The sequence below is a fragment of the Plectonema cf. radiosum LEGE 06105 genome, from assembly GCF_015207665.1.
GTDB lineage: Bacteria > Cyanobacteriota > Cyanobacteriia > Cyanobacteriales > Nostocaceae > Rivularia > Rivularia radiosa_A.
In genome coordinates this window covers 26,927-48,882 of record NZ_JADEWL010000043.1, presented here as the reverse complement: position 1 = coordinate 48,882, position 21,956 = coordinate 26,927, and the positions used below count along the sequence as shown (strand labels likewise).

14 protein-coding genes are annotated in these 21,956 nt (G+C 38.7%); 7 read left to right on the top strand and 7 right to left on the bottom strand.

All coding sequences use genetic code 11. From position 1 onward, the window contains the following. Window positions 1-10: 10 nt before the first annotated feature. On the bottom strand, window positions 11-1,315 hold the full coding sequence (locus tag IQ247_RS14615) for a glycoside hydrolase family 5 protein (protein ID WP_228059746.1): 1,305 nt from the start codon (window positions 1,313-1,315) through the stop codon (window positions 11-13). Window positions 1,316-1,795: 480 nt separating this feature from the next. Here IQ247_RS14615 and IQ247_RS14610 point away from each other — a divergent pair, with 480 nt between their 5' ends. Next, entirely contained in the window at window positions 1,796-2,611 is an 816-nt protein-coding gene (locus IQ247_RS14610; protein ID WP_193921126.1) for a hypothetical protein, read from the top strand. A 429-nt stretch (window positions 2,612-3,040) separates the two neighbouring features. On the opposite strand, the gene IQ247_RS14605 is transcribed toward IQ247_RS14610, so the two are convergent. Further along, the gene (locus tag IQ247_RS14605; RefSeq protein ID WP_193921124.1) at window positions 3,041-3,826 is read right to left on the bottom strand and encodes a hypothetical protein; all 786 of its coding nucleotides are present in this window, start codon (window positions 3,824-3,826) and stop codon (window positions 3,041-3,043) included. A 219-nt stretch (window positions 3,827-4,045) separates the two neighbouring features. Here IQ247_RS14605 and IQ247_RS14600 point away from each other — a divergent pair, with 219 nt between their 5' ends. The 5 genes from IQ247_RS14600 (at window position 4,046) to bcsA (ending at window position 15,099) form a co-directional block, all read left to right on the top strand. Then, a complete protein-coding gene (locus IQ247_RS14600; RefSeq protein WP_193921122.1) occupies window positions 4,046-5,929 on the top strand; it encodes a carbohydrate porin in 1,884 nt (627 codons plus the stop codon). After that, window positions 5,926-8,304, top strand: a complete 2,379-nt coding sequence (locus IQ247_RS14595) for a tetratricopeptide repeat protein (RefSeq protein WP_193921121.1) — start codon at window positions 5,926-5,928, stop codon at window positions 8,302-8,304. Before IQ247_RS14600 ends, IQ247_RS14595 begins: the two co-directional genes overlap by 4 nt. 177 nt (window positions 8,305-8,481) lie before the next feature. Then, the gene (locus IQ247_RS14590; RefSeq protein ID WP_193921119.1) at window positions 8,482-9,750 is read left to right on the top strand and encodes a family 8 glycosyl hydrolase; all 1,269 of its coding nucleotides are present in this window, start codon (window positions 8,482-8,484) and stop codon (window positions 9,748-9,750) included. A gap of 153 nt (window positions 9,751-9,903) precedes the next feature. Further along, entirely contained in the window at window positions 9,904-12,228 is a 2,325-nt protein-coding gene (locus tag IQ247_RS14585; protein ID WP_193921117.1) for a cellulose biosynthesis cyclic di-GMP-binding regulatory protein BcsB, read from the top strand. A 234-nt stretch (window positions 12,229-12,462) separates the two neighbouring features. After that, entirely contained in the window at window positions 12,463-15,099 is a 2,637-nt protein-coding gene (gene bcsA, locus IQ247_RS14580; RefSeq protein WP_193921115.1) for a UDP-forming cellulose synthase catalytic subunit, read from the top strand. A 329-nt stretch (window positions 15,100-15,428) separates the two neighbouring features. Here the strand turns inward: bcsA and IQ247_RS14575 are convergent, their stop codons facing one another. From IQ247_RS14575 to IQ247_RS14555, 5 genes are all read right to left on the bottom strand, one after another. Beyond that, window positions 15,429-16,013 carry a CPBP family intramembrane glutamic endopeptidase gene (locus IQ247_RS14575; RefSeq protein WP_193921113.1) on the bottom strand — a complete coding sequence of 195 codons (585 nt, stop codon included), beginning with the start codon at window positions 16,011-16,013 and terminating at the stop codon, window positions 15,429-15,431. A 71-nt stretch (window positions 16,014-16,084) separates the two neighbouring features. Then, window positions 16,085-17,143 (bottom strand): DUF3326 domain-containing protein, encoded by a 1,059-nt coding sequence (locus IQ247_RS14570; protein WP_193921111.1) that lies wholly within the window; start codon window positions 17,141-17,143, stop codon window positions 16,085-16,087. Between the two features lie 260 nt (window positions 17,144-17,403). Next, the gene (locus IQ247_RS14565) at window positions 17,404-17,604 is read right to left on the bottom strand and encodes a hypothetical protein (RefSeq protein WP_193921109.1); all 201 of its coding nucleotides are present in this window, start codon (window positions 17,602-17,604) and stop codon (window positions 17,404-17,406) included. Between the two features lie 137 nt (window positions 17,605-17,741). Continuing rightward, the gene (locus IQ247_RS14560; RefSeq protein ID WP_193921107.1) at window positions 17,742-17,918 is read right to left on the bottom strand and encodes a DUF8621 family protein; all 177 of its coding nucleotides are present in this window, start codon (window positions 17,916-17,918) and stop codon (window positions 17,742-17,744) included. An 85-nt stretch (window positions 17,919-18,003) separates the two neighbouring features. Further along, the gene (locus tag IQ247_RS14555; protein WP_193921105.1) at window positions 18,004-18,324 is read right to left on the bottom strand and encodes a 2Fe-2S iron-sulfur cluster-binding protein; all 321 of its coding nucleotides are present in this window, start codon (window positions 18,322-18,324) and stop codon (window positions 18,004-18,006) included. 472 nt (window positions 18,325-18,796) lie between these two features. On the opposite strand from IQ247_RS14555, the gene acnB reads away from it, so the two are divergent. After that, window positions 18,797-21,460 carry a bifunctional aconitate hydratase 2/2-methylisocitrate dehydratase gene (gene acnB, locus IQ247_RS14550; protein ID WP_193921104.1) on the top strand — a complete coding sequence of 888 codons (2,664 nt, stop codon included), beginning with the start codon at window positions 18,797-18,799 and terminating at the stop codon, window positions 21,458-21,460. Window positions 21,461-21,956 lie beyond the last annotated feature (496 nt).

Here is a 21,956-nt window from a genome sequence, read left to right as displayed (position 1 = left end):
TCCCCATCCTCTACTCCCTTCTGAATATCTCAGTAAATTTAACCGAGAGTAATTGAGAAATTAATTTTTGTTTCGGTAAATCTACACTTTTCCAATCATCTAAAAGAATACCTCCTGTATCGGCGCTGTTTGGATTCCAACTCCAAAAAGCAAAACTCAAGTTTTGTTCATCGATATATTTAACAAACTTATTCAGCCAAATGGCTTCTTTCTCACTATCATTCAAACGTCCGCCAAATTCTCCCACAAAAATGGGAGCCTTCTGCTGACTAGAAATATAATTAAAACCGATTTGCCAGCGATGGACGAGATTTTGCGGAAACTTATCATCGGAGAAATAAGGCATATTATATACCCCAGGTCCGTACTCATGGGGAGAATAAACTAACTTGTTGCGGACTGATAAACGTACCGGGTATTTCAGTACACCTTCCAAATTACCCCCTTGCCAATGTTGAGCTAAATATTGTCCGGGAACATTTTTTTCCACACCTTCAACTACAATTAACCAATTAGGATTTATATTTCCAATAGCATTACCAGCACGTTCTGCTGCTAATCGCCAATCGGTTGCTAAATCACCAGTACCCCAGCTAGCTTTACCATGGGGTTCGTTTTTTAAATCAGCACCAATAACGTTAGTTTGATTCTGATATCTTTGAGCCAACTGCAACCAGGTATTAATCCAATCAGCTTCAGTATATCCATCTCCGTACCATAGTTCGGGAATTCGTTGATCGTTAAGACGGTGGGAATCCAGCAAAATCAATAAGCCTTGACGTTGGGCTTCCTCTACGATCGCGTCCATTATTTCTATGGGAGTTTTACCTTCAAGTTGTTGATTGCTACCGATAGTAAAATCAATCCCGCTAACTTGAGATGAGCGTAATGCTTCCACGGAGTATGGTAAACGAATCAAGTTATAGCCGAGTTTCTTGATTTGCGCCATCATTTCTTGATAATCCCGTAACCATAAACCGTGGGGAGCATGGGTTTCTGTTTCCATTCCAAACCAGTTGACACCCCGAAGTAATACAGGATTTCCTCTGTCGTCTACAATTTTCGCACCATGAGTTGAAAGTGGTAGCTGCATGGCTGTTGTAGCTCTAGCAAAACTCGTTTGTTTGCCTAACTTGTTTGTAAAATTACCATTCAAACACAAAACTAAGGTGATGGTAAATACCAGTATTTTCTTGTAGAAGTTGTTTTTTGGTGCTTTATTTTTGCTTAGATATTCTCTAAGAGTATCTGCTTGCAGCAGAAAAATTTTGATAAATAGATGAATTAAAGATAAAAACATCAATAAAATACGCATAATTACTGAGTCCTATTTTCATTTAATCGCAGTTTAGTCTTGATACCTGATACGTTTATTTGCAGATTGTTTTGTCGGCAAATAGCATCAAAAAATAATTATTTAATCAGATTTAATCAGATGAATAAAGTTAAATCAACAAACTAACACTAGAGATAGATTATTGCCACACATCACTTATTACTTAAGTATGAGAAACTATTAAGATAAATTGTTCCGAACAGTATCAAATCCCCGTTTAGCAAGACTTAATCGATGTCGGTACAGCTAACCACAAAAAATAGTTTATAAAAAATTTATTTACTTTGCCTATTTCTTTATCTTTAAACTCTTGTTAATTAAGTGTTTAACGAATAGATTAGAAACGAATAGAGCAAACAAATTGTATATATGACTATTTTTATTCTTCTCAAACAAAGAGTATAAAAGTAGTAAGGTCAGCATCTGTCGTTTTTTGTTTAAATAACTAAACTTTTTAATATGTCTCTATCTGCATTAACAAAATTTATTTTACCTCCAGTTTTAGCTTCTGCGGCTGTTTTTTCGGCGATGACAATACCACTTGCGGCAATCGGTGATAAACAAATTAATATCAAGTTTCAAGAAGAAACTCTTTTCTTTGGTAAGCTCAGAGATGTTGCTTTACCTTATGTAGTAGTCTCTACCGGACTTAGTTTAGGAGCTGGAATTGCTGCTGTAGCGATTTGTGGATGGCGGAATTCTTCTCGTAAATCAGCAGAAATCGAAGAACAACTATCGCAATTAGAGCAGCAATTACAGCAAAAAGAAGAATTACTCAAGGAATTTAAACTTTCAGAATCTCGATTGCAAGTTTCTGGACTGAATAATTTTTTGGATGAACAAGTCTCATTGAAAGCAAGCAAAAGTTATCCGACTTTGAATCCTCCAAATGCATCTCAACTTGATGTAGAGCAAATTCCACCGCAAGCAGATAAAGCTTCACATAGTGTACTTGAAAATAAAAAGCGAGATACAACTCCAGCTAATGCTGCATCTGGATTTGCTTCTGCTCAAAACTTCCTCGGCTATACTCAATCAAGCAACAATATTAAAAAAGAACTTGTTAATATATCCCAAACAAGTCAAACTAGCATAACACCAGCAGAATTTGAACAACTACAAAGACAACTTAGAGATATGATGTTGCAAATGCAGGCAATGCAAAATAATCTACCATTAATGACTCAATCTACAAATAACATTCCCACAAAAAATTCCGAAACAATTAATATTTACTACGATACTCACGAGCCTCAACAAATAAAATTTATTTAAGTATTAATGGCTCAAATCTAAAAGGTTTACACTTCGATAAAATCGTAAACAATAAGTAATTTTAAAAATAAAAAATCTCTTTTTATTAGCAGTAATTTATTAATTACTGCTATTTTTATATTATCTATTCTAGTACTTGACCACACAAGTTTTGAGGGGTTGAGGTAGTGCGACTCGAAAAGGTCACTAGCTACTACCAGGGAGCGAAACCCGGACACTACGAACCCATTACCCATCAAAATTAATGTGGCGGAGTACTAGTAGTCTGTCCCATTAAATATGATGGGTTGTAGAGATGCTGATAATATAGTGTCTCTACATGGTTTCGGCAATAAACGAACCCGTCAGAATACTAGTTCCCAGGCTCAGCTTGGGAACTAATATTTGAGGCTCTGCCTCAGATTATTGTACAAATAAACCGAATATTAATTAACGTAAAAACTCCGAAGTTATCAGAGGAAAATTAGTCTGCTGGGATTTAGTTAGTGGAGGTAAAATAGGTGTGGAATCTTGCGGTTGAGGTTGAATTTGATATCGATTTCCCCAGCCATCATTAAAATCTTCTGGCTCTAAACGAGGTGCTACTGTTTTACCTACAGGTAAAGGTATTGAGCGGTACTGACTTGCTTGTACGTATTTTTCTCCTTCATTAGTAAATCGTAAAGATTTACCTTCCAGATTTTGATATTGCGGAGTAGATTGTTGAGAATTTTGTTTATCTGAAGATGATAATTGAGCTGCGGGATCGAAAGTTGCAATAAAACTAACTTCATTTTCCGGAGCTAATTTTTTGTCATTTCGATCTAATTGCCATACTTCCTGAAAATTTCCGTTGGGTGCGACTTGCCAAAGATTCAAGTCTGCTTGCCATTTTCCTTGTTTGACTTCTACAATTTGGCGAGCCAAAATTGAACGGTTGATATTTTTATCATCATCGATTATTTCTTCTGTATTTGCTGGAGTCGATCGCAAATAACGGACTGCTGTAACGGCAATACGGCTAGATTCTGGTAAATTAGTACTGCCAATAAGTTTGTATAAACCGTTGCTATCCTCTCTTTGTATGCCCTGTATTTCTAACTGGACTTCATTTGGTGATTTATTTATACAACCGGAAGTTACTAGCAAAGCCATACTAGAAGCAATAAATACATTGGTCCCTAAAGAAATTTTAATTATTTTTTGGCTGAAAAATCCCAGATGTTGCTGTTTCATAAAATCAATGTTAATAAAATCAGATTCAGTAACTGTGTAATTTCCACATTTTTATTTATTTTGCCCAAATTTAAGCGTAAAATTACTACCTTTACCAACTCTTTTTGTAAATTTACGAGGTTTGCAAAAGTACGTATTATCCCCTCGATGATATAAGTTTTTTTTGTTAAAGTGGCGACATTATGCAACAAAATATTTATTTATACATTAACTGGGGTAATGAAGCTTAAAATACTAGAGAGCCAAAAATTGATTTTCATCAAAGAGTTCCATAAACACAAATCTTATGTGCTGTTTTGCGCTGCTTCAATGTCGGTGTTAGGGACTTTGGGTTTAGGCGATCGCTCTCAAGCCCAATTGATATCTTCTCAAAAACAAGAAAATAAAACTTCCTATTCTGGTGATTTGCTGCGAGTACCACAGTCATCGATACCCAGTGGAAGAACAAAACTTCGATCAAAAGAAGTCCCACCACCACCGAATGTTTCTCCTATTGGTGCTACTTTACCCACGGAAAAACCAGCGACTTATGCACCGCTCGACAATATCAAGCAATTAGAAAATAGTTTTATCCAGGAAGAGATAACTGGTAAAACTAAGCGTCTCATCGAACAATCTATTGCAATTGGTGGTTCTCAAACTGAGATTGCTCAAGCTGTTCCATTTCCAGCACCTCCGGGTAGTAACAGTCAGGAATTTACTCAAGTTGCTCCTTTACCACCTCTTCCTGGTGTTAATGTTCCGCAGCAGTCGGATGCAGGTTATGTACCAACATTTAATCAATTGTTGAATTCTACAATTGGTTTTCCGTTAGAAGATTACGGAAATAAAAACCGCAGAGGCGCTGAGAACGCTGAGGAAAGAGGTAAAGAGAGATTAGGTTTAAATCCGGTACCGACTTTTGAGCAAATGCTTGATGCTTATCGTAGGTCACAACCACAGGTTTCTGCCACTTCTGCACCTTTACCAACTTTTAATCAATTGCTTAATTCTCAAGGGGGAATGCTTCCATCAGCTCCGTTGACTACAAGTCAACAGTTGGGAACAACTCCAATTATTCCGACAGCTTCACAGATTTCTCAAGGTAATAATCAATTGAACCCTTTGAGGACTAGTGCGGCTTTAAGGGAATCATCATTACAGGTGCAAGGTGTTTTTGTAACTCAAGGGGATGATACTTCAGCAAGAGCTAGACTTACGGGAGTTTATCCGTTGACTCCGCAAGTGTTGTTTGGGGCAACTTTGGATTTGACAAGCGAAGGTAGCTCTTTTGATGATTCTCGACGGGAAGGTTTGAATATCAATGAACTTTATCTGGCAACATCTTTATCAGGATTACCTAATCTTAGATTTGCAGTTGGTCAGTTGGATTTGACATCTTATTTTGACCGCAATAGTTTTGCTAAAGATGGAGCGAGTCAGTTTTTTAATCCGGTGTTTCAAACTAATCCGGCTTTAGCAGCGACGGGGATATCATCGAAGCCTGGATTGCTGGTTAATTGGAGCGTTACGGACAATATTGATGCTAAAGCTGCTGTTTTTTCATCTTCTGATAGTTTGAGCGAATTTGCTTTGGATGGATTCGCTGGTGAAGTCGGGGTTCGCTACGGTAATGCGATTATTCGCGGTACTTATAGTACTGCTAGAGATGCTGGAAATCGCGATTCTTTTCCAGAAAGCTTTCAAATTGCTCGCGGAAATGACAGGTTTGGGGTTTTGGAAGATGACCGTGAAGAAGCATATGGTTTAAATGCTGAAGTTTTTATTCCCAGCATGAAACTAGGGCTTTTTGGACGCTATGGTCGTTATGAAAATCGAGATTTAGGAGAAGGTGCAGATACATATGTAATTGGAGCTAGTCTGTTAGATTTATTTACACCTGATGACCGATTGGGATTAGCCTATGGACGCGGTTTATCTAACGATGAAAAGCGTCAAGGAAAGCAGCTTGATGTATTGGAGCTTTATTACGACTTTCAGTTTCTTCCTAATCTCAGATTAGGTTTTTCCGTTCAGGGAAGAGACGACTTTAACGAAACAGTGCTGGGTGTAAGAGTTAAATCTGATTTTGATGTAACTCCAAGGGGGAGATTTGCGCGATGAGGTATAAACTAAACTTGCTCTACAAAGCGAATTTAGCGATTTTTCAAGTAAAAACACATAGTAAAGCAATTCTGGGCATTACTTTGTTACCTTTTCATCTTTTCGTTTTTACTTTGCCAATTGCACTGGCAGCTTTGCACAATATAGCCCCTGTACAAGCTCAGTCATCGGGAGCCACCCAACAAGGTTATAATCTACTCAAAAAAGGATGGGTTGATGATGCGATTCGTGCTTTTCAACAAGCTCTAAAAAGCAACCCGCAATCTTTGCAAGCCAAACTCGGTTTAGCCATTGCTTACAACCGTGCGGGACGCATTGAGGACGCTTTTCAAGCTTATCAACAAGTATTGATGCAAGACCCTAGCAATCAAGGGGCTTTGAAAATTGTGGGGATGATGGGTACTTATCGTCCCGAATGGAACAAACCCGGTATTAAAGCTCTTAATACCTTACTTGAATTGAACCCCTCGGACGTGCAAGCTCGTTACTACAGAGCTTTGTTGTATTCTTATCAAGGACAGTTTAGCGAATCGATCGCCGATTTTCAAATTGTCTTAGCCAACAATCCGACTGAGGAAGCAATCATCGGTGCTGCTCAAACTTATAGTTACAGTGGTGATTATCAAAAAGCCAAGGAATTATTCAACCGCTATCAAACCACTGGAAAACCAATCACCGATTATGCTGCGGTTGCTTACGCTCTAACCTTGCGTAAAACTGGCAATCCTCAAGCAGCCATAGACATTTTACAAAAACAGCTACAGCGTTCTCAAACCCTCGATCAGTTAGCTATACTTACTCGTGGGGAATTGTCTCAAGCATATATTGCTAATAAACAAGAAGCCCAAGCTTTAGCTGTATTAGATCCTTTACAGGATAGAGAAGATGCGATTTTACCTTTAGCGCGATCGCTAAATGAAATCCGTAAATATACAAACAATGCTACCCTGACCGAGAGAATCACTAATTTATACCGTCAAGCTCTGGCAAACAACCCTAATCCTTCCCCTACCCTGCTGCGGGAAATTGCTGATGTATTTAGTGGTTTACCTCAAGGAGAAGAAACGGCATTACAACTTTACAAACGTTTAGCTGCTACCTTACCCAACGATAAAAGTTTGATAGTGCGTCAGCTAGCTTTGGAATATAAATTGGCAATGATTACCAAAAGTGATGTCAAGCAGCGCTTAACGGCTACATTGCAAAATTTACCCGCAGACTCAGTAGAACTGCAACAATTAGCTGTAGCATTAGCCGATTTGGATGCTCCCGATTCCCAACTTTTACCTTTGTATCAAAATCTTTTGCAAACAGGGGTGAATGTACCGTTTTTAAATTTTCGGGTAGCTCAGATGTATCTGCAACTCGATAATACCATTGAAGCTAGACTGGCTTTAGCCAATTATACGGCAACATCCCCAGGTGCCTCAGACATGGCAACACAGTTGCTCGCAGCAGAAATCGAACGACGGGAAGGTAATTTAGAAGCCAGCGCTCAACGCTATTTTGCCATACTTACCAATAATCCCCCAGCAGATATCATTGATGGTGCTTTGCGGGGATTAGTCGGTGTCAAAGTGCAGCAAAAGCGTTTTGAAGAAGCTTTAGTAGTATACGAGCAAGTATTAGAACGCAACCCCCAAGATATAACTGCTCAGTTGGGACGTACTAGTGTTGCTTATCAAGCCAAACGCATTTCTAAATCAGAAGCAGAAGCTGTTTTAAATAATTGGTTGGCAACTCAAAAAGTCACCAATACTCCACCAGAATTGTATAGTTTAGTCGTACAGCTACCCACTGACCCAGCTCGCGAATCTCTGTATAATTACTTAGTAGAAGTAGATTCTAGTAATATTCAATTGCAACAACACCTGTTAAAGGCGATCGCCCAACGTGACCCAAATGAAGCACGGTTACGAATGAAGCAGTTGATTAGCAATACTCCTAATAATGCTAATTCCAGTCGTAGAATAGCACTGTTGGCTCAAGCTGTTGGTGATTTAAGCATGGCTGGTAAAGCTTATGAAAATATTATCAAAGAGCAACCAGATGATGTCGATGCTTTAGCCGCTTTGGGGGGAATTCGCTTTGAGCAGAGGCAATTTGCATCAGCAGAACAAATTTATTCAGCAGTATTGGCACAAAAACCCCAAGATACACAAGCACGTCGCGCTCTTGCTGGACTCAATGCGATTTTTGACAAACCTTTAACAGCGATGAAAGCTCTGGAACAACTGCAAATTGAACAAATTACCAACGGTGAACGAAACCCAGAAATTGCCAACCAAATGCAGCAAATACAAGAAGACTTTCTCCAACGACGGGGTTTTCAACCACCTTGGGAAAGCTACGAACGTCGTGGTAAAAATCGGTAAAAAATCATCTTCAGGCAAATTTTTGATGAAGAAGAAATTTTGTGGTAATTATACGTATTATTGAGGGAATAGTAATACCATTCAACTATATTTACTTTGTTCGCTCTCACACCCAATTCTCCTTGCAATAATTTTCCTGTGAATAAATCGTCAAAATTAATGCAAACGGTTCTGAAAATGAATTACATTCCCAAAATAATCGCTATATGCGGCTTGATTGCTTTAAATGCTTGTAAAGGGGGATATTCAATCACCAACATCGAAAAACCGCCCAGTAATTCTTGGGAATCACCACCTACATCATCAGCGATCGAGGACAATCGCGTTCAATTTTTGGCAGCCCTGCCTCCATCAACTCCTAATAGAGAGTTATTAGTAGAAAGTTGGGAAAGCTATCGTCGGCGATTTATCCAAAGAGATGGACGAGTCATTGATTATGAAGCTAGCGATCGTTCTACTAGTGAAGGTCAAGCTTATGGGATGTTACGAGCGGTAATGATCGATGACCCTGCAACCTTTGCTTTGACGTTAAACTGGGGAGAAAACAATTTAAAAAGGTTGGAAAACGGCAAACCTGTAGATAGTTTATGGGCTTGGAAATGGGGTCGTAAAACTGACGGTAGCTGGGGTTCTGTTGATGATAACTTTGCTAGTGATGGGGATATAGATGCGATTACTGCTTTAATATTGGCATCCAGACGGTGGAATCGTCCAGAATACCTCAAACTAGCTAAAACGAAACTGCAAGATTTGTGGAAATTTTCCACTGTAGTCGAACCATCAGGTAAAAAGCGCTATCTGTTACCAGGTCCTGCGGCTGCGTTTGTGAAAAATTCATCCATATTTTATCTCAACCCTTCCTACTTTGCTCCCTACGCTTTCCGCTTGTTTGCTCAAGTTGACCCGGAACGAGATTGGTTGAGCTTGGTAGATTCTAGCTATCAGGTATTGGAAGATTCTCGCAAAATTAGTGCAGTAAATCTACCTAGTGACTGGGTTGCTCTTGATGCGAAGACAGGGAAATATCAACCTGTACCATCTGAGAGCCAGTTAAGCAGTATATACAGTTTTGATGCATTTCGAGTTTGGTGGCGAATCGCATTAGATGCCAGTTGGTTCAATTCATCTCAAGCACGCAGCTATCTTGAAACATCTACTGGGCATCTGATCAAACTGTGGCGGGAACAATCGAGTATTCCAGCCCAGATCGACCTTGAAGGTAAAGCTTTAGTAAACTACGAAGCGACATCCCAATATGCCATGCTTTATGCTGCGGCTAGGCTGATAGAACCAGAATTGGCTCAAGAATTGCTAGAGAAAAAATTGCTACCTCAATATCAGCAAGAAGTTTGGGATGATAATCGAGCTTATTACACTCAAAATTTAGCTTGGTTAGGATTGCTATCTCCAGAAGCAATTTCTCAAGAACTTTTACAAAATAATTAAAAAGTTATGGCATCTTTCTCTGAAAAGCGAATAAAATAAGTCAGTCATACTTAAGTAGTCAAAATACTTAACTCAAGTATTTTACACATCAAAAAATAAAGCATTTTAAAACCTTTTCATATTTTATTCACCTAATAATTAAAAAGTTGTGTTATGAAGCATCTATTTAACTCTAAAGCCGTTAATAAAGCATTTATTGTATCTTTTTGTATGCTATCAGCTTTACCAAATGCTCAAGCTGCTACTAAATATGATTCAGAAAACTCTGGAAATATTTTGTTAGCTCAAGCAGTTATAAATAGAAACAATAACACCGCAAAATCAACAACTTCCTCCACGAAATACGACGAAGAATATATTTTAGAATTCAATCGTAGTCCAGTAGTGGGTAACAGGATGCGTTTACGAGGGGTCTATTCTGAAGGTCGTTTAGGTTTTACTCGTCCTCGTGGTTGGAATATCGGTACAGTAAAAGCCTTGATTCGCTTCCAACATTCCCCAGCACTGTATGCTAATCGGTCTAACTTAACAGTACTAGTCAATGACACTGCTGTCGGTAGTATCCCTCTGAATCGCAAACAATCTCAGGTAGGTCAAGTATTGTTAAATATTCCCCCCAAACTACTACAAGAATATAACGAACTTAAAATTGTCGCCCAGCAAAATAATACCTCCGGATGTAGCGACCCTGGAGACCCAACTTTATGGACGGAAATTCTACCAGACTCAAATTTAGCTTTTAAATTCGAGCGTAAAGCAATTCCGCTCAACTTTAGTAACTATCCTTATCCTTTCTTTGACAATCTGAATTTAGAAACCAATCGGATAGTATATTTAAAGCCTCAAAAGGCTAGTCAATCTTGGCTAGAAGGAGCAGCACGTTTGCAAGCTTCTTTAGGAAGACAGGCAGATTTTCGACCTATCGAGACAAACCTGATCTCTGATATTGCAGATGCATCAACTAATGAAAGATTGGTAATCATCGGTACTCCCAGCGAACAACCAGCCTTAGCGGATTTGAATTTACCTCGTAAAATTGTCGCATCTCAAATTTTAGACTCTAATCAGAACCCAATATCAGAAGATACGGGAGTCTTAATCTTAACTACTACTCAAAAAGGTAAAGTTCCCGTTCTAATTGCTACTGGAAATGGTGCAAAAGGAGTTGCAAAAGCCGCACAGTTTTTAGCACAACCTTCTGCACGTAAAATGGGTACAGGTCAAGTAATTTTAATCAATAAGCTTGAAGAGGCTCCCACACCAGGAGAGAGAGAATGGTCTCGTTTTTTACCCGAATCTAATAATTTTCAACTAAGCGAGATTAAAACTCAATTTAACGGTGATGCCTTTAGAGATTCTAGCGTCCGTGGTTCTGCGGCTCCACCGATTGAAATCGATTTCCGTGCATTACCGGATGACAGATTTGTACGTGGTAGTTCGATGAACTTGGTCTATAGCTACAGTCCACAGATGAATCCGAGAACTTCCGCTGTAGAAGTCTTATTAGATGGGGTTTTCATCGGTGGAGCGCGTCTCGATTCAGATCAGGGAGAAATACGTAAAAATCTCAAAGTAGATTTACCAGCTAAATTGGTTAAGCCTGATTCTAAACTTCAGGTATTTTTCCGGATGAATCCGAAAGAACCCTTTGATAAAGCAAATTGTATCAGTCCCCCAGACCAACAACTTACAGGTACAGTTCATGCTGATACCAATTTCGACTTAAAACGGGAAAATTCCGTACAGCTACCCGACTTAAAATTAATGCAATATGGGTTCCCCTTTGCTGCACCCCAAGATTTATCGAAAACAGCAATTGTCCTTCCCCAAGAGCCTAATAGTACAGATATTTTGACAATGTTGGCTTTTAGCGAACGTTTAGGAAGATTGAGTAGTGCAGATTCAGTCAAACTAGATGTTTATACTTCAGACAGCTTACCCGAAGAAGTGCGTAAAAATGAGCATTTAGTCGGAATTGGGATGCGAGAGAAATTTCCATTTCCCGAAGTTTTTAAATCTTCAGGTTTCAACTTGAATCAATCATTCTTACGTGGTTCAGCTAGAGCAAGCGTCCAAGCTCCTCAAGATAAGCAAGGAATGATCAAGCAAATTCTCTCACCTTGGAATGGCGATCGCGTTGTGTTGGCTTTGACTGCTCAGACGGAAACAGGGTTAGAGAGAGTCGGACAAGTATTAAATAAAGACCCTTGGTTTTTCCAACTTCAGAAGGATACCGTATTAATTAGTAGCGAAGAGAAAAACCCCCTAGCTTATGATCCAGACGGTTATCAGCTAGCATTTTTTGACAATGCTCCATCTACTCGTCGCATCGAAAATACTAATCTTCTGAGTAAAATGTCGCGAATGTTACAAGAAAACTGGCTGTTAGTACCTGCGGGGATTGTTGGTTTATCTCTGATACTCTACGGTATTGTCCAACTGTATTTAAAACGGGTTTCTACTGCTGATAGAAAGTAAATTTGATCAGAAGGGGTAGGGACAACGGGAGCAGAATTCTAATCCTATTCCCTACTCCTGGAAATATTTTTTTCATCACCAATTACTCCTATCCCGCTCGAAAATTAGCTGTTTCTCTTGATCTCTTGCCTTTGCGTTCTCTGCGTCTCTGCGGTTTTTTTTTCAGTAATCTTTTAACGGAAAAAGAGTAATTGCATCACTTTTAATTAAAAATCACAAATTAATCAACCTACCATGTCCTCATCAGTCCGCAATTCCAAAAAACGCCAACATTTTAACTTAAGCAGATGGCTAATTGACCTGACACCCAGCTTTTTTGACCGCACCTTAGAAAAAGTAGGAATCAAACAATTTAAATGGCTAATTTTACTACTAATAGTATTTTCAATACCACTGATTATTACACCATTAGAAGTTTGGCAACAAGGAGCAATAGCCGTATTTCTCGTACTACTAGGTCAATTAGTATTAGGAGCAGAAGAACAAGAATCTTCCACAAAAGTTAGCGATTATTATCACCTGTTTATGGTGTGGTTGAGTCTGGTAACAACAATGCGGTATTTATATTACCGTCTGAGCTATACACTTAACTTTGACGGATGGATAAATAGTATTGCTTGTTTAACCCTACTCGGAGCAGAATTGTATGCAATTTTCTCCTTGGTATTAGCATACTTTCAAACTTTAAAAATCAAAGAACGTAAACCGATTGATATCTCTCGTATTCCTCAAGAAGAATGGTTTAACGTTGATATTTACATTCCCACATACAACGAAGATGTGGAGATTGTTCGTAAAACAGCATTAGCAGCTTTGGCTTGCGATTATGCTCCCGGCAAAAAAAAGGTTTATGTTCTCGATGATGGTCGTCCAGAAAAATACCAAGAAAATGACCCACGTCGAGAAACTTTCCGAGCAAGACGAGAAAAATTACAGCAAATGTGTGCAGAACTTGGCTGTATTCATATGGGACGAGATAACAACGACCATGCTAAAGCTGGTAATATCAACACTGCGTTTCATAAAACTGATGGTGATTTAGTCTTAATTTTAGACTGCGACCACGTACCATCCCGGCAATTTCTGCTACATACAATCGGTTTCTTTTATGACCCTAAAGTATCCTTTGTGCAAACACCCCACTGGTTTTATAACCCAGACCCTTTCGAGCGTAACTTACTTACCGATGGTAAAATTCCCGTAGGCAACGAACTATTTTATAAAGTACTGCAAAAAGGTAATGATTTTTGGAACGCAGCCTTTTTCTGTGGTTCGGCTGCGGTGATTCGTAAAACCCACGCTTTAGAAGTAGGAGGAATTGCAGTAGAAACTGTAACAGAAGATTGTCATACAGCATTACGCTTGCATTCCAAAGGTTATAAATCAATCTACTATGACAAAATTATGGTAGCGGGATTAGCACCAGATACCTTTTCAGCCTATGTAGGTCAACAAGTACGCTGGGCTAGGGGAATGGCTCAGATTCTCAGAATTGAAAACCCTTTATTTAATTCCAAGTTAAATCTCAATTTTGCTCAACGTATCTGTTATTTAAGCGCTACTTCTCACTTTCTATATGGCTATCCTCGACTGGTATATGCCATCATTCCCACATTATTCCTACTATTTGGAATTAATCCCATTCAAGGTTTGGGTTTAGAAACTCTAGCATATGCCTTACCGCATATTATTCTCTCTCTGGCTACTAACCATATTATTTACAAACACGTCCGTTTTTCCTTCTGGAACGAAATTTTTGAATTTGTCATGTCTTTCCAAGCGGGTTGGGTAACTTTGCTAGCACTGTTTAATCCCAAAATGGGTACATTCAACGTTACCGATAAAGGGATAAATGTTACCAAACGTACCTTCGACTGGACATCAATGCGCGGTTTGGTGATAGTAACAGTGTTAGTAATCAGTTCCTTGCTAGCGGTTCCTTATTGGTTGTTATTGCGTCCAGAAGATTCCGAAGCGGTATTAGTTAACACGTTATGGTCTGGCTTTAACTTAATTTTGCTCACAGCAGCTTTACTCGTCGGCTTTGAACAACCACAAATTCGTACCGCCCACCGTTTACAAAGACGGCTTCCGGTGGTAATTTCTAGCGATGACCAAACCATCATGGGAGAAACTATTAACATCTCCGAAACTGGTGCTTTAATATCTTTGGAATCATGGTCTAATTTACCAGATGAAGTCCAAATTGAGGTCATGGGAGACTTTGACGCTCGTGTTTTGGTAACTGCAAGGGTTATCCGAGTTACTCCTGTAAATGAAAGAGAAACTCATTTAGGAGTGGATTTTATTAATCTCACCCGTACCCAAATGGATGATTTAGCCTTAGTGATGTATTCTGATGTCAAAGAATGGTATTCTCAAAAACGAGAAAACGCTGATAAACCAATTGCTTCTCTCGGTTTCTTAGCCAGCAGTATAACTCGTTCTTTACGCGAACTAAAACCAACTACGACGAAAAAAATACGCAAACAGGTTAATAACCACGCTCAACTTTATTGGGATGGTCATTTCTTTAGTGGAGTGGCGACAGAATTAGGAATAACCGGATTACGGTTAGAGTTAGATAGTAAAAAAGCGATATCCAATGATGATAGATTACTCGGAAAACAAGATTTAGAAAAAATGCGGAATATGAAACCGCTGGTTGGCTTGCTATTAAACTTAAAAAGTGAAAATACTCCACCGACTAGATTTGTTGCTGAAATCAATGTCGTAGAAGAAGAACACGGAAAAGTTGCCATCGAACTGATTTTTCCCGATAAATTCCGTAACAAACAATCACCCAAAATCAAACAACTTTTACGCAACAATTCAAACGAAAATTTTGCTCACACAGACATTGCTGCTTGAATAGGTAATAGGTAATAGGTAATAGGTAATAGGTAATAGAAGTCGGGTTTTTAACAGAAACCCGACTTCTAATTGTGGGGAGAGAAGTCGGGTAAGTTTCATGAAACCCTATTAATAATACACAGATTAAAAATATGAACGATTTATCCTAAATTTAATACGGATCATGGTCTAATCGTTGATTTTTTTTAGTTATTAATCCAGGGTAAGCGCTTCAATCTAAAATCCCGGACAGTTACTCTACTTGGGGAGACCCTAAGACCATACTGTCCTTAAAATCTAAAATCCAAAATAAATGTGAGGAGATTTTGAATTATGATTTTCAATTATCAATTATACTGCTGTATTTTCCAAAAATAACTAGAAACTAAATTAGTTACAATATGAGCAACTATCGGAACTAATAAATTACCAGTTAAAAGAGCGCTGTACCCCAAAATCATTCCCACAATAGTTGCCCAAATCACATAAGCCCATTGCCCAGAACCGCTAAGATGTAAAACGCCAAAGCAAATACTTGATACAATTACGGCTAAGTGATTAAAGCCTAAAGCCGGTAACATAACTCCTCTGAACAATAATTCTTCACTCAATCCAGGTAATAGCCCCAGCCAAATCAAATCTGGTAATGCTAAAGGTTTGAGTACAATTTCCAAGTAATAATTGGCGCTGCGGCGGTAAACTGGAAAAAAGCGATAAGCTAAACTACTTAAGCCGGTAATAGTTAATCCTAATACAACTCCGATCAAAAATTCCTTTTGATTCCAATGCCAAGACATCAAGTAAAAATTGCCAAATTCCAGGCATAATTTGGCTATAATCCACAAAATAATAGCTGTCAATCCCATTGCCATTAGGACTTGAGTACGTGTCAAGTATGGAATTTCTGGCTCGTTTTTTTGCTGTTGTGTCACAGTTATTTTAATGCTAGGGAACAGTTAATTAAGAATGAAGGCAAGACCATTAAACAACTAACATTTAGCATTTAAACTAACGGCTGTAAAGAAAATATTGTAGAACTTAAAGCATATGGATTAATTCCGGCTTTGTGAGCCGCTAATATTCCGATGGCTTCTAAATAAGAACTTGCCGATATTGTTTTGATTGCCAAGCTTTGAGGAGTAACCTGCATCTGTGTTTGGTTTTCCTCTACGGTAATTATCTGACATTTCCTTTGGCTTAAATTCAGCAACGCACTGCTACCGCAAGCATTTGCCGGTACAATGACTGCATCAACTTGATCGATCCATATATCCCTATTGTTAGGAAATTGGTTAGAATCCCCGGTGGTAAACTGGGGTGCGCGACTCAAACCTACAAGTACACTTGGTAAAAAAGTATAACCCAATTCTTCCGCCGCCGAACGTGGTGATAAATTTGCATCTAAGGGTGGTGGATCAAAAGTCGGAGAATGAGCGCAAGGAATCTGAAATTCTCTCACGATTAAATGACTGATTACTGCTTCCGCACCTGCAATTGGATCTACTCCTTTACCTTGACGGTAATTTTGCTCTGCTTGTTCATCAACATAATCGGGAAAACGAGCAACAACTGCGATCGCCTCTGCACCAGCTTTATTTATCAACAATTCCGCAGCCCTTAGCAAACTATCTGGATTACCTATAGTTCCCCAACTTGCACCAGATGCAGCAGAGTGTAATTCTACATTTAATGGGGCATCAGTAATAACATAATCGGTTAAGTTTAATCCTAGGGTTGCTCTAGCTGCATCTGCCGCTTGAAGATTTCTCAAACGTAAATCTGGCTCTATTCCTTTGTCGAGAATTAACCCGATTTTATTTTGATGTACTCGACGCAAACCCCAACATCCTTGAGCAAATTTGTCAATACCATAACCTTCCACGTACAAAGCATTCGGTAGATTCCAATACAACGTTGCACCGTTGAGAACGTTGGGATGAGTGATCAAAACATCACAAACTTCAGCCATCGCTTTAGCGACGGGTAATGCATCTCCTGCATAACCCCCGATGGCTGCTCCAACTCCTGTGGGAATAATTAAGATAGCGGTATATGGACGCATTTATAGCGGTTTTCACTTGGGTGCAATACAAATTTTACCTCACCCCGCCCTCCGGGCACCCCTCTCCTTTTTAAGGAGAGGGGAAGGGGGTGAGGTTTTACTCTGTTGGACTCAACTGAAATTTGCTATATTTAGTTATGGGTAATTCGTAATTGGTAATTTTAACCTTTGACTTTGTTATTTGTTATTAATTATTAATTTAATAATTTCACAACAGGAATTTCAGTAGGCTTTAGAACCCTTTTAAAAAAAGGATAATTTTAATTCACATTAAGCGTCATTTCTGAACGGGCTTTTTTAGTATTAATTGCTAAAGCTAATTCAGCAGTCTCCTTCAAGTCGCTTTTCAATTTATCGCTGGCTTCTAAAGGTTCAACATTGGTAAATAAATCTTCGGCTTCTTCTATAGAAATATCAAAATTATTTTTAAACTTACTTAATGTTAAGTCACTATAAGCCATTTGTTGATGAATGTATTTAATTACTTCGTCTTTTTAATATATTCTAATCAATATATTCTCAAATCGCTTGATTTATTGCCTTTAGTGTCATCCAAGATAGATGATTAGATAAAATTACTCAAATAAAGATGTAATTATTAATTTTGCTTTGTCACAACCCCTTCTAAAGTAACTTTTCTTTTCTTAAAATCAACAGCAGTAATAGCCCAGCGTAAAGGTTTTCCATGTTTATGTAATTCAGCTTCTATAAACTTGTGTAATTCAATCATATTTTCTGAGAAATCAATTTCCGCACTAATAAAATGAGTAATCATTCATTTTAATTCACTTAATAATTTATTTGACAGTAAATGATTAACTGCCATTCAATAACAGTTAATCACTCACAAAAATTAGCAACTAAACCTTACCAAACTGATTTTGATAAACAATGTCTTCTTGCTCAGTTTCAATTTTTAAATCGGAACGAGGATAAGCAACACAAAGCAATACAAAACCTTGATTCTGTAAATCTGGACTAACTCCCATACCTTCGGTTTGGTCTACACTACCACCATTAAGGATTTTACCAGCACAGGTGGTACAAACACCAGCATTACATGAGGAGGGCAATTCTAAGCCAGTTTCATCGGCAACAGATAGAATTGTTCTGTCTTCAGGTACCTGTAAAGTATGTGTTTTACCTTGATGGATGAACTCAACAGTATAAATTTTTGACATATATCAAGATTACGGTATGTGGCAGTTTTAATACTCAATTAATATTTTATATTATCAATCATCTGACAATTCAACTAACAAACAATAAAACTCAAATCAAATCAAATCAAATAAATAATAATTATTTCTAATTAGATAAATTTGCCACCATTGGCTATAAAGTGATAATAATAATTCTAAAACGGTTTTATGAGTCTGTTCGTTTCGATTATTACCACGATGCCATAAGTTAATTTGCCGTCACAGATAAAAGTAACTATCTATACTTACAATTGTTTCTCAAAAAGTATTTTTTGATTTTTGTCACAATATGGTTTGTATCCTATAAAACAGAAAAGGCATCATATTACTAATAATTCTATCCGTAGGAGAATCGGAAAAATTTTAAGAAAAGTTAATCTAAAAAAGTACAGTAAATAATAAATATCCAAATCCAACTATCAATTATTAAATTGTATTTATGGAGATGAAAATGCTTGAATCATATCGCGATCGCGCCCAAGAAAGAACTGCATTAGGGATTCCTCCCTTACCGCTAGATGCGAAAGAAACATCTGAACTGTGTGAATTACTGAAAAATCCACCGAAAGGTGAGGAGGAATATTTACTGTATTTGCTGCGAGAAAGAGTTTCACCCGGAGTCGATCCGGCAGCTTATGTAAAGGCTGGATTTCTTACAGGGATTGCTAAAAAAGAGATTGAATCGCCTTTAATTTCACCCATTGAAGCAGTACAATTACTGGGTACAATGGTGGGTGGTTACAACGTTCAGTCCTTGATTGAATTGTTACAAACCCCAACTACATCCTTATCCGATTCTTCCGAAACACCTTTGGTAATGGGTGGTGAAGGTAAGGAACCGATTGCAGCCTACGCAGCAACAGCTTTGAGTAAAACCTTGTTGGTTTACGATGCCTTCCACGATGTTTTAGAATTATCTGAAACCAACCCTTACGCTAAACGGGTAGTTGATTCTTGGGCAGAAGCGGAATGGTTTACAATTCGTCCACAAGTACCCGAAGAAATTACCGTTACCGTTTTCAAAGTTCCTGGCGAAACCAACACAGACGACTTATCCCCGGCGACTCATGCTACTACACGCCCGGATATTCCTTTGCACGCCCTGTCAATGTTGGAAAATGCCATGCCTGATGGGTTGGCAACTATTGTACAATTAAAGAAGAAAGGGCATCCTGTAGCATATGTTGGGGATGTAGTGGGAACTGGTTCCTCGCGTAAATCGGCGATTAATTCGGTATTGTGGCATTTGGGAACAGATATCCCTTACGTACCCAATAAGCGTGCGGGAGGATATATTTTAGGCAGTAGTATCGCGCCGATATTCTTCAACACTGCTGAAGATGCGGGAGCTTTACCCATCGAGTGCGATGTCACCAAGATGGAAACGGGTATGGTAATTAATATTTATCCTTACAAAGGTGAAATTACCAACGAAAATGGCGAAGTTATTTCTAGGTTTAAGCTAAAACCCGATACAATTTTTGATGAAGTACGCGCTGGTGGTAGAATTCCGTTACTTATCGGACGTGCGCTAACTGATAAAATCCGCGCAGCATTAAACTTAGAACCAAGTAGCTTATTTATTCGTCCCCAAGCACCCCAAGATAGTGGTAAAGGGTTTACATTAGCACAGAAAATGGTCGGGAAAGCTTGCGGATTACCAGGAGTACTCCCCGGTATGTCTTGCGAACCGTTGATGACTACCGTTGGTTCTCAGGATACCACAGGACCGATGACTCGCGATGAATTAAAAGAACTTGCTTGTTTGGGTTTCTCCGCTGACTTGGTAATGCAAAGCTTCTGTCACACCGCAGCTTATCCCAAACCTGTTGACGTAGAAACTCACAAAGAATTACCCGACTTTTTCGCTCAACGCGGTGGTGTGGCTTTACGTCCCGGTGATGGTATTATTCACTCGTGGTTAAATCGGATGCTGTTACCCGATACCGTGGGTACAGGTGGAGACTCCCATACTCGTTTTCCCTTGGGAATATCTTTTCCCGCAGGTTCTGGTTTGGTAGCATTTGCAGCAGCTTTGGGTGTAATGCCTTTGGATATGCCAGAATCGGTTTTGGTAAGATTTAAAGGTGAATTGCAACCGGGAGTTACTTTACGAGACGTTGTTAACGCTATACCTTACGTTGCAATTCAAAAAGGTTTGTTAACGGTAGAGAAGCAGAACAAGAAAAATGTCTTCGCTGGCAGGATAATGGAAATCGAAGGCTTACCAGATTTGAAAGTCGAACAAGCGTTTGAATTAACAGATGCTAGCGCCGAACGTTCCTGTGCTGGTTGTACGATTAAATTAAGCGAATCCACAGTTGCCGAATATCTGCGTTCTAATGTTGCTTTATTAAAGAATATGGCAGCACGGGGTTACAAAGATGCTCGTACTATTATGCGTCGCGTCGCTAAAATGGAAGAATGGTTAGCGAATCCGGTGTTAATGTCAGGTGATGAAAATGCCGAATATGCAGAAATCATCGAAATTGATTTGAACGAAATCAAAGAACCCATAGTTGCCGCACCGAACGACCCCGATAACGTAAAATTATTATCGGAAGTAGTAGGGAATAAAGTTGATGAAGTGTTTATTGGTTCTTGTATGACCAATATTGGACACTATCGTGCTGCTGCCAAAGTGTTAGAAAACTCCGGAAAAGTTACTACTCAATTGTGGATTTGTCCGCCTACACGGATGGATGAAAAGCAATTGCAAGAAGAGGGTATTTACGAAGTATTTAAAGGCGCAAATGCGCGGACAGAAATGCCCGGTTGCAGCTTGTGTATGGGTAATCAAGCAAGAGTAGAAGATAATGCAACAGTGTTTTCCACATCTACGAGAAACTTCAACAATCGTATGGGTAAAGGCGCACAAGTTTACCTTGGTTCCGCTGAATTAGCAGCGGTTTGTGGATTGTTAGGAAGATTGCCTTCAGTGCAAGAATATATGGATATTGTGGCGAAGAAAATTCATCCTTTTGCTGATGATTTGTATCGTTATTTGAACTTTGATCAAATTCAAGGTTTTGAGGATGAGGGGAGGGTGATTGCTTTGGAAGATATGCCGAAGATTGAGGATATTTTGGGAATGCCAAGTGGGGCTGGGAAGTAGTTGATTTAGGGTGGGTATTGCCCACCTTATAATTTATTTTTAAACGCAGAGGAGCGCGGAGGTTAACGCAGAGGGACGCAAAGTATATGAGATAATATATTAAATAATTCAGAGAAAAAATCAAATATGTAAAAAGCTTTTTAAATTTATTTATTGTCATGGACACAGAGCCTAAAATTGGTAGATTGCATTTCGGAACTTTTCAAATTTATGATTACCGCGAAATAGAGTATCTGCCTGAAAATATTTTTGATGACTCAAGTATACGAAAATTATCTATTGCTGATTGTTGGAAGCTACTTATTTTTAGAAACTGAAACCAATTAGGCTGGGTAGAGCGATCGCAAAACCCAACACAAAATAATTGGATTAATCACAATATTCGATGTTGGGTTACGGCACATGACTAATTATTCGTTACATATCAAGTATTATCGTGTGCCTAACCCAACCTACGATTACCACTAGCGTGTGATTTGAGAAGCGCGATAAGCCG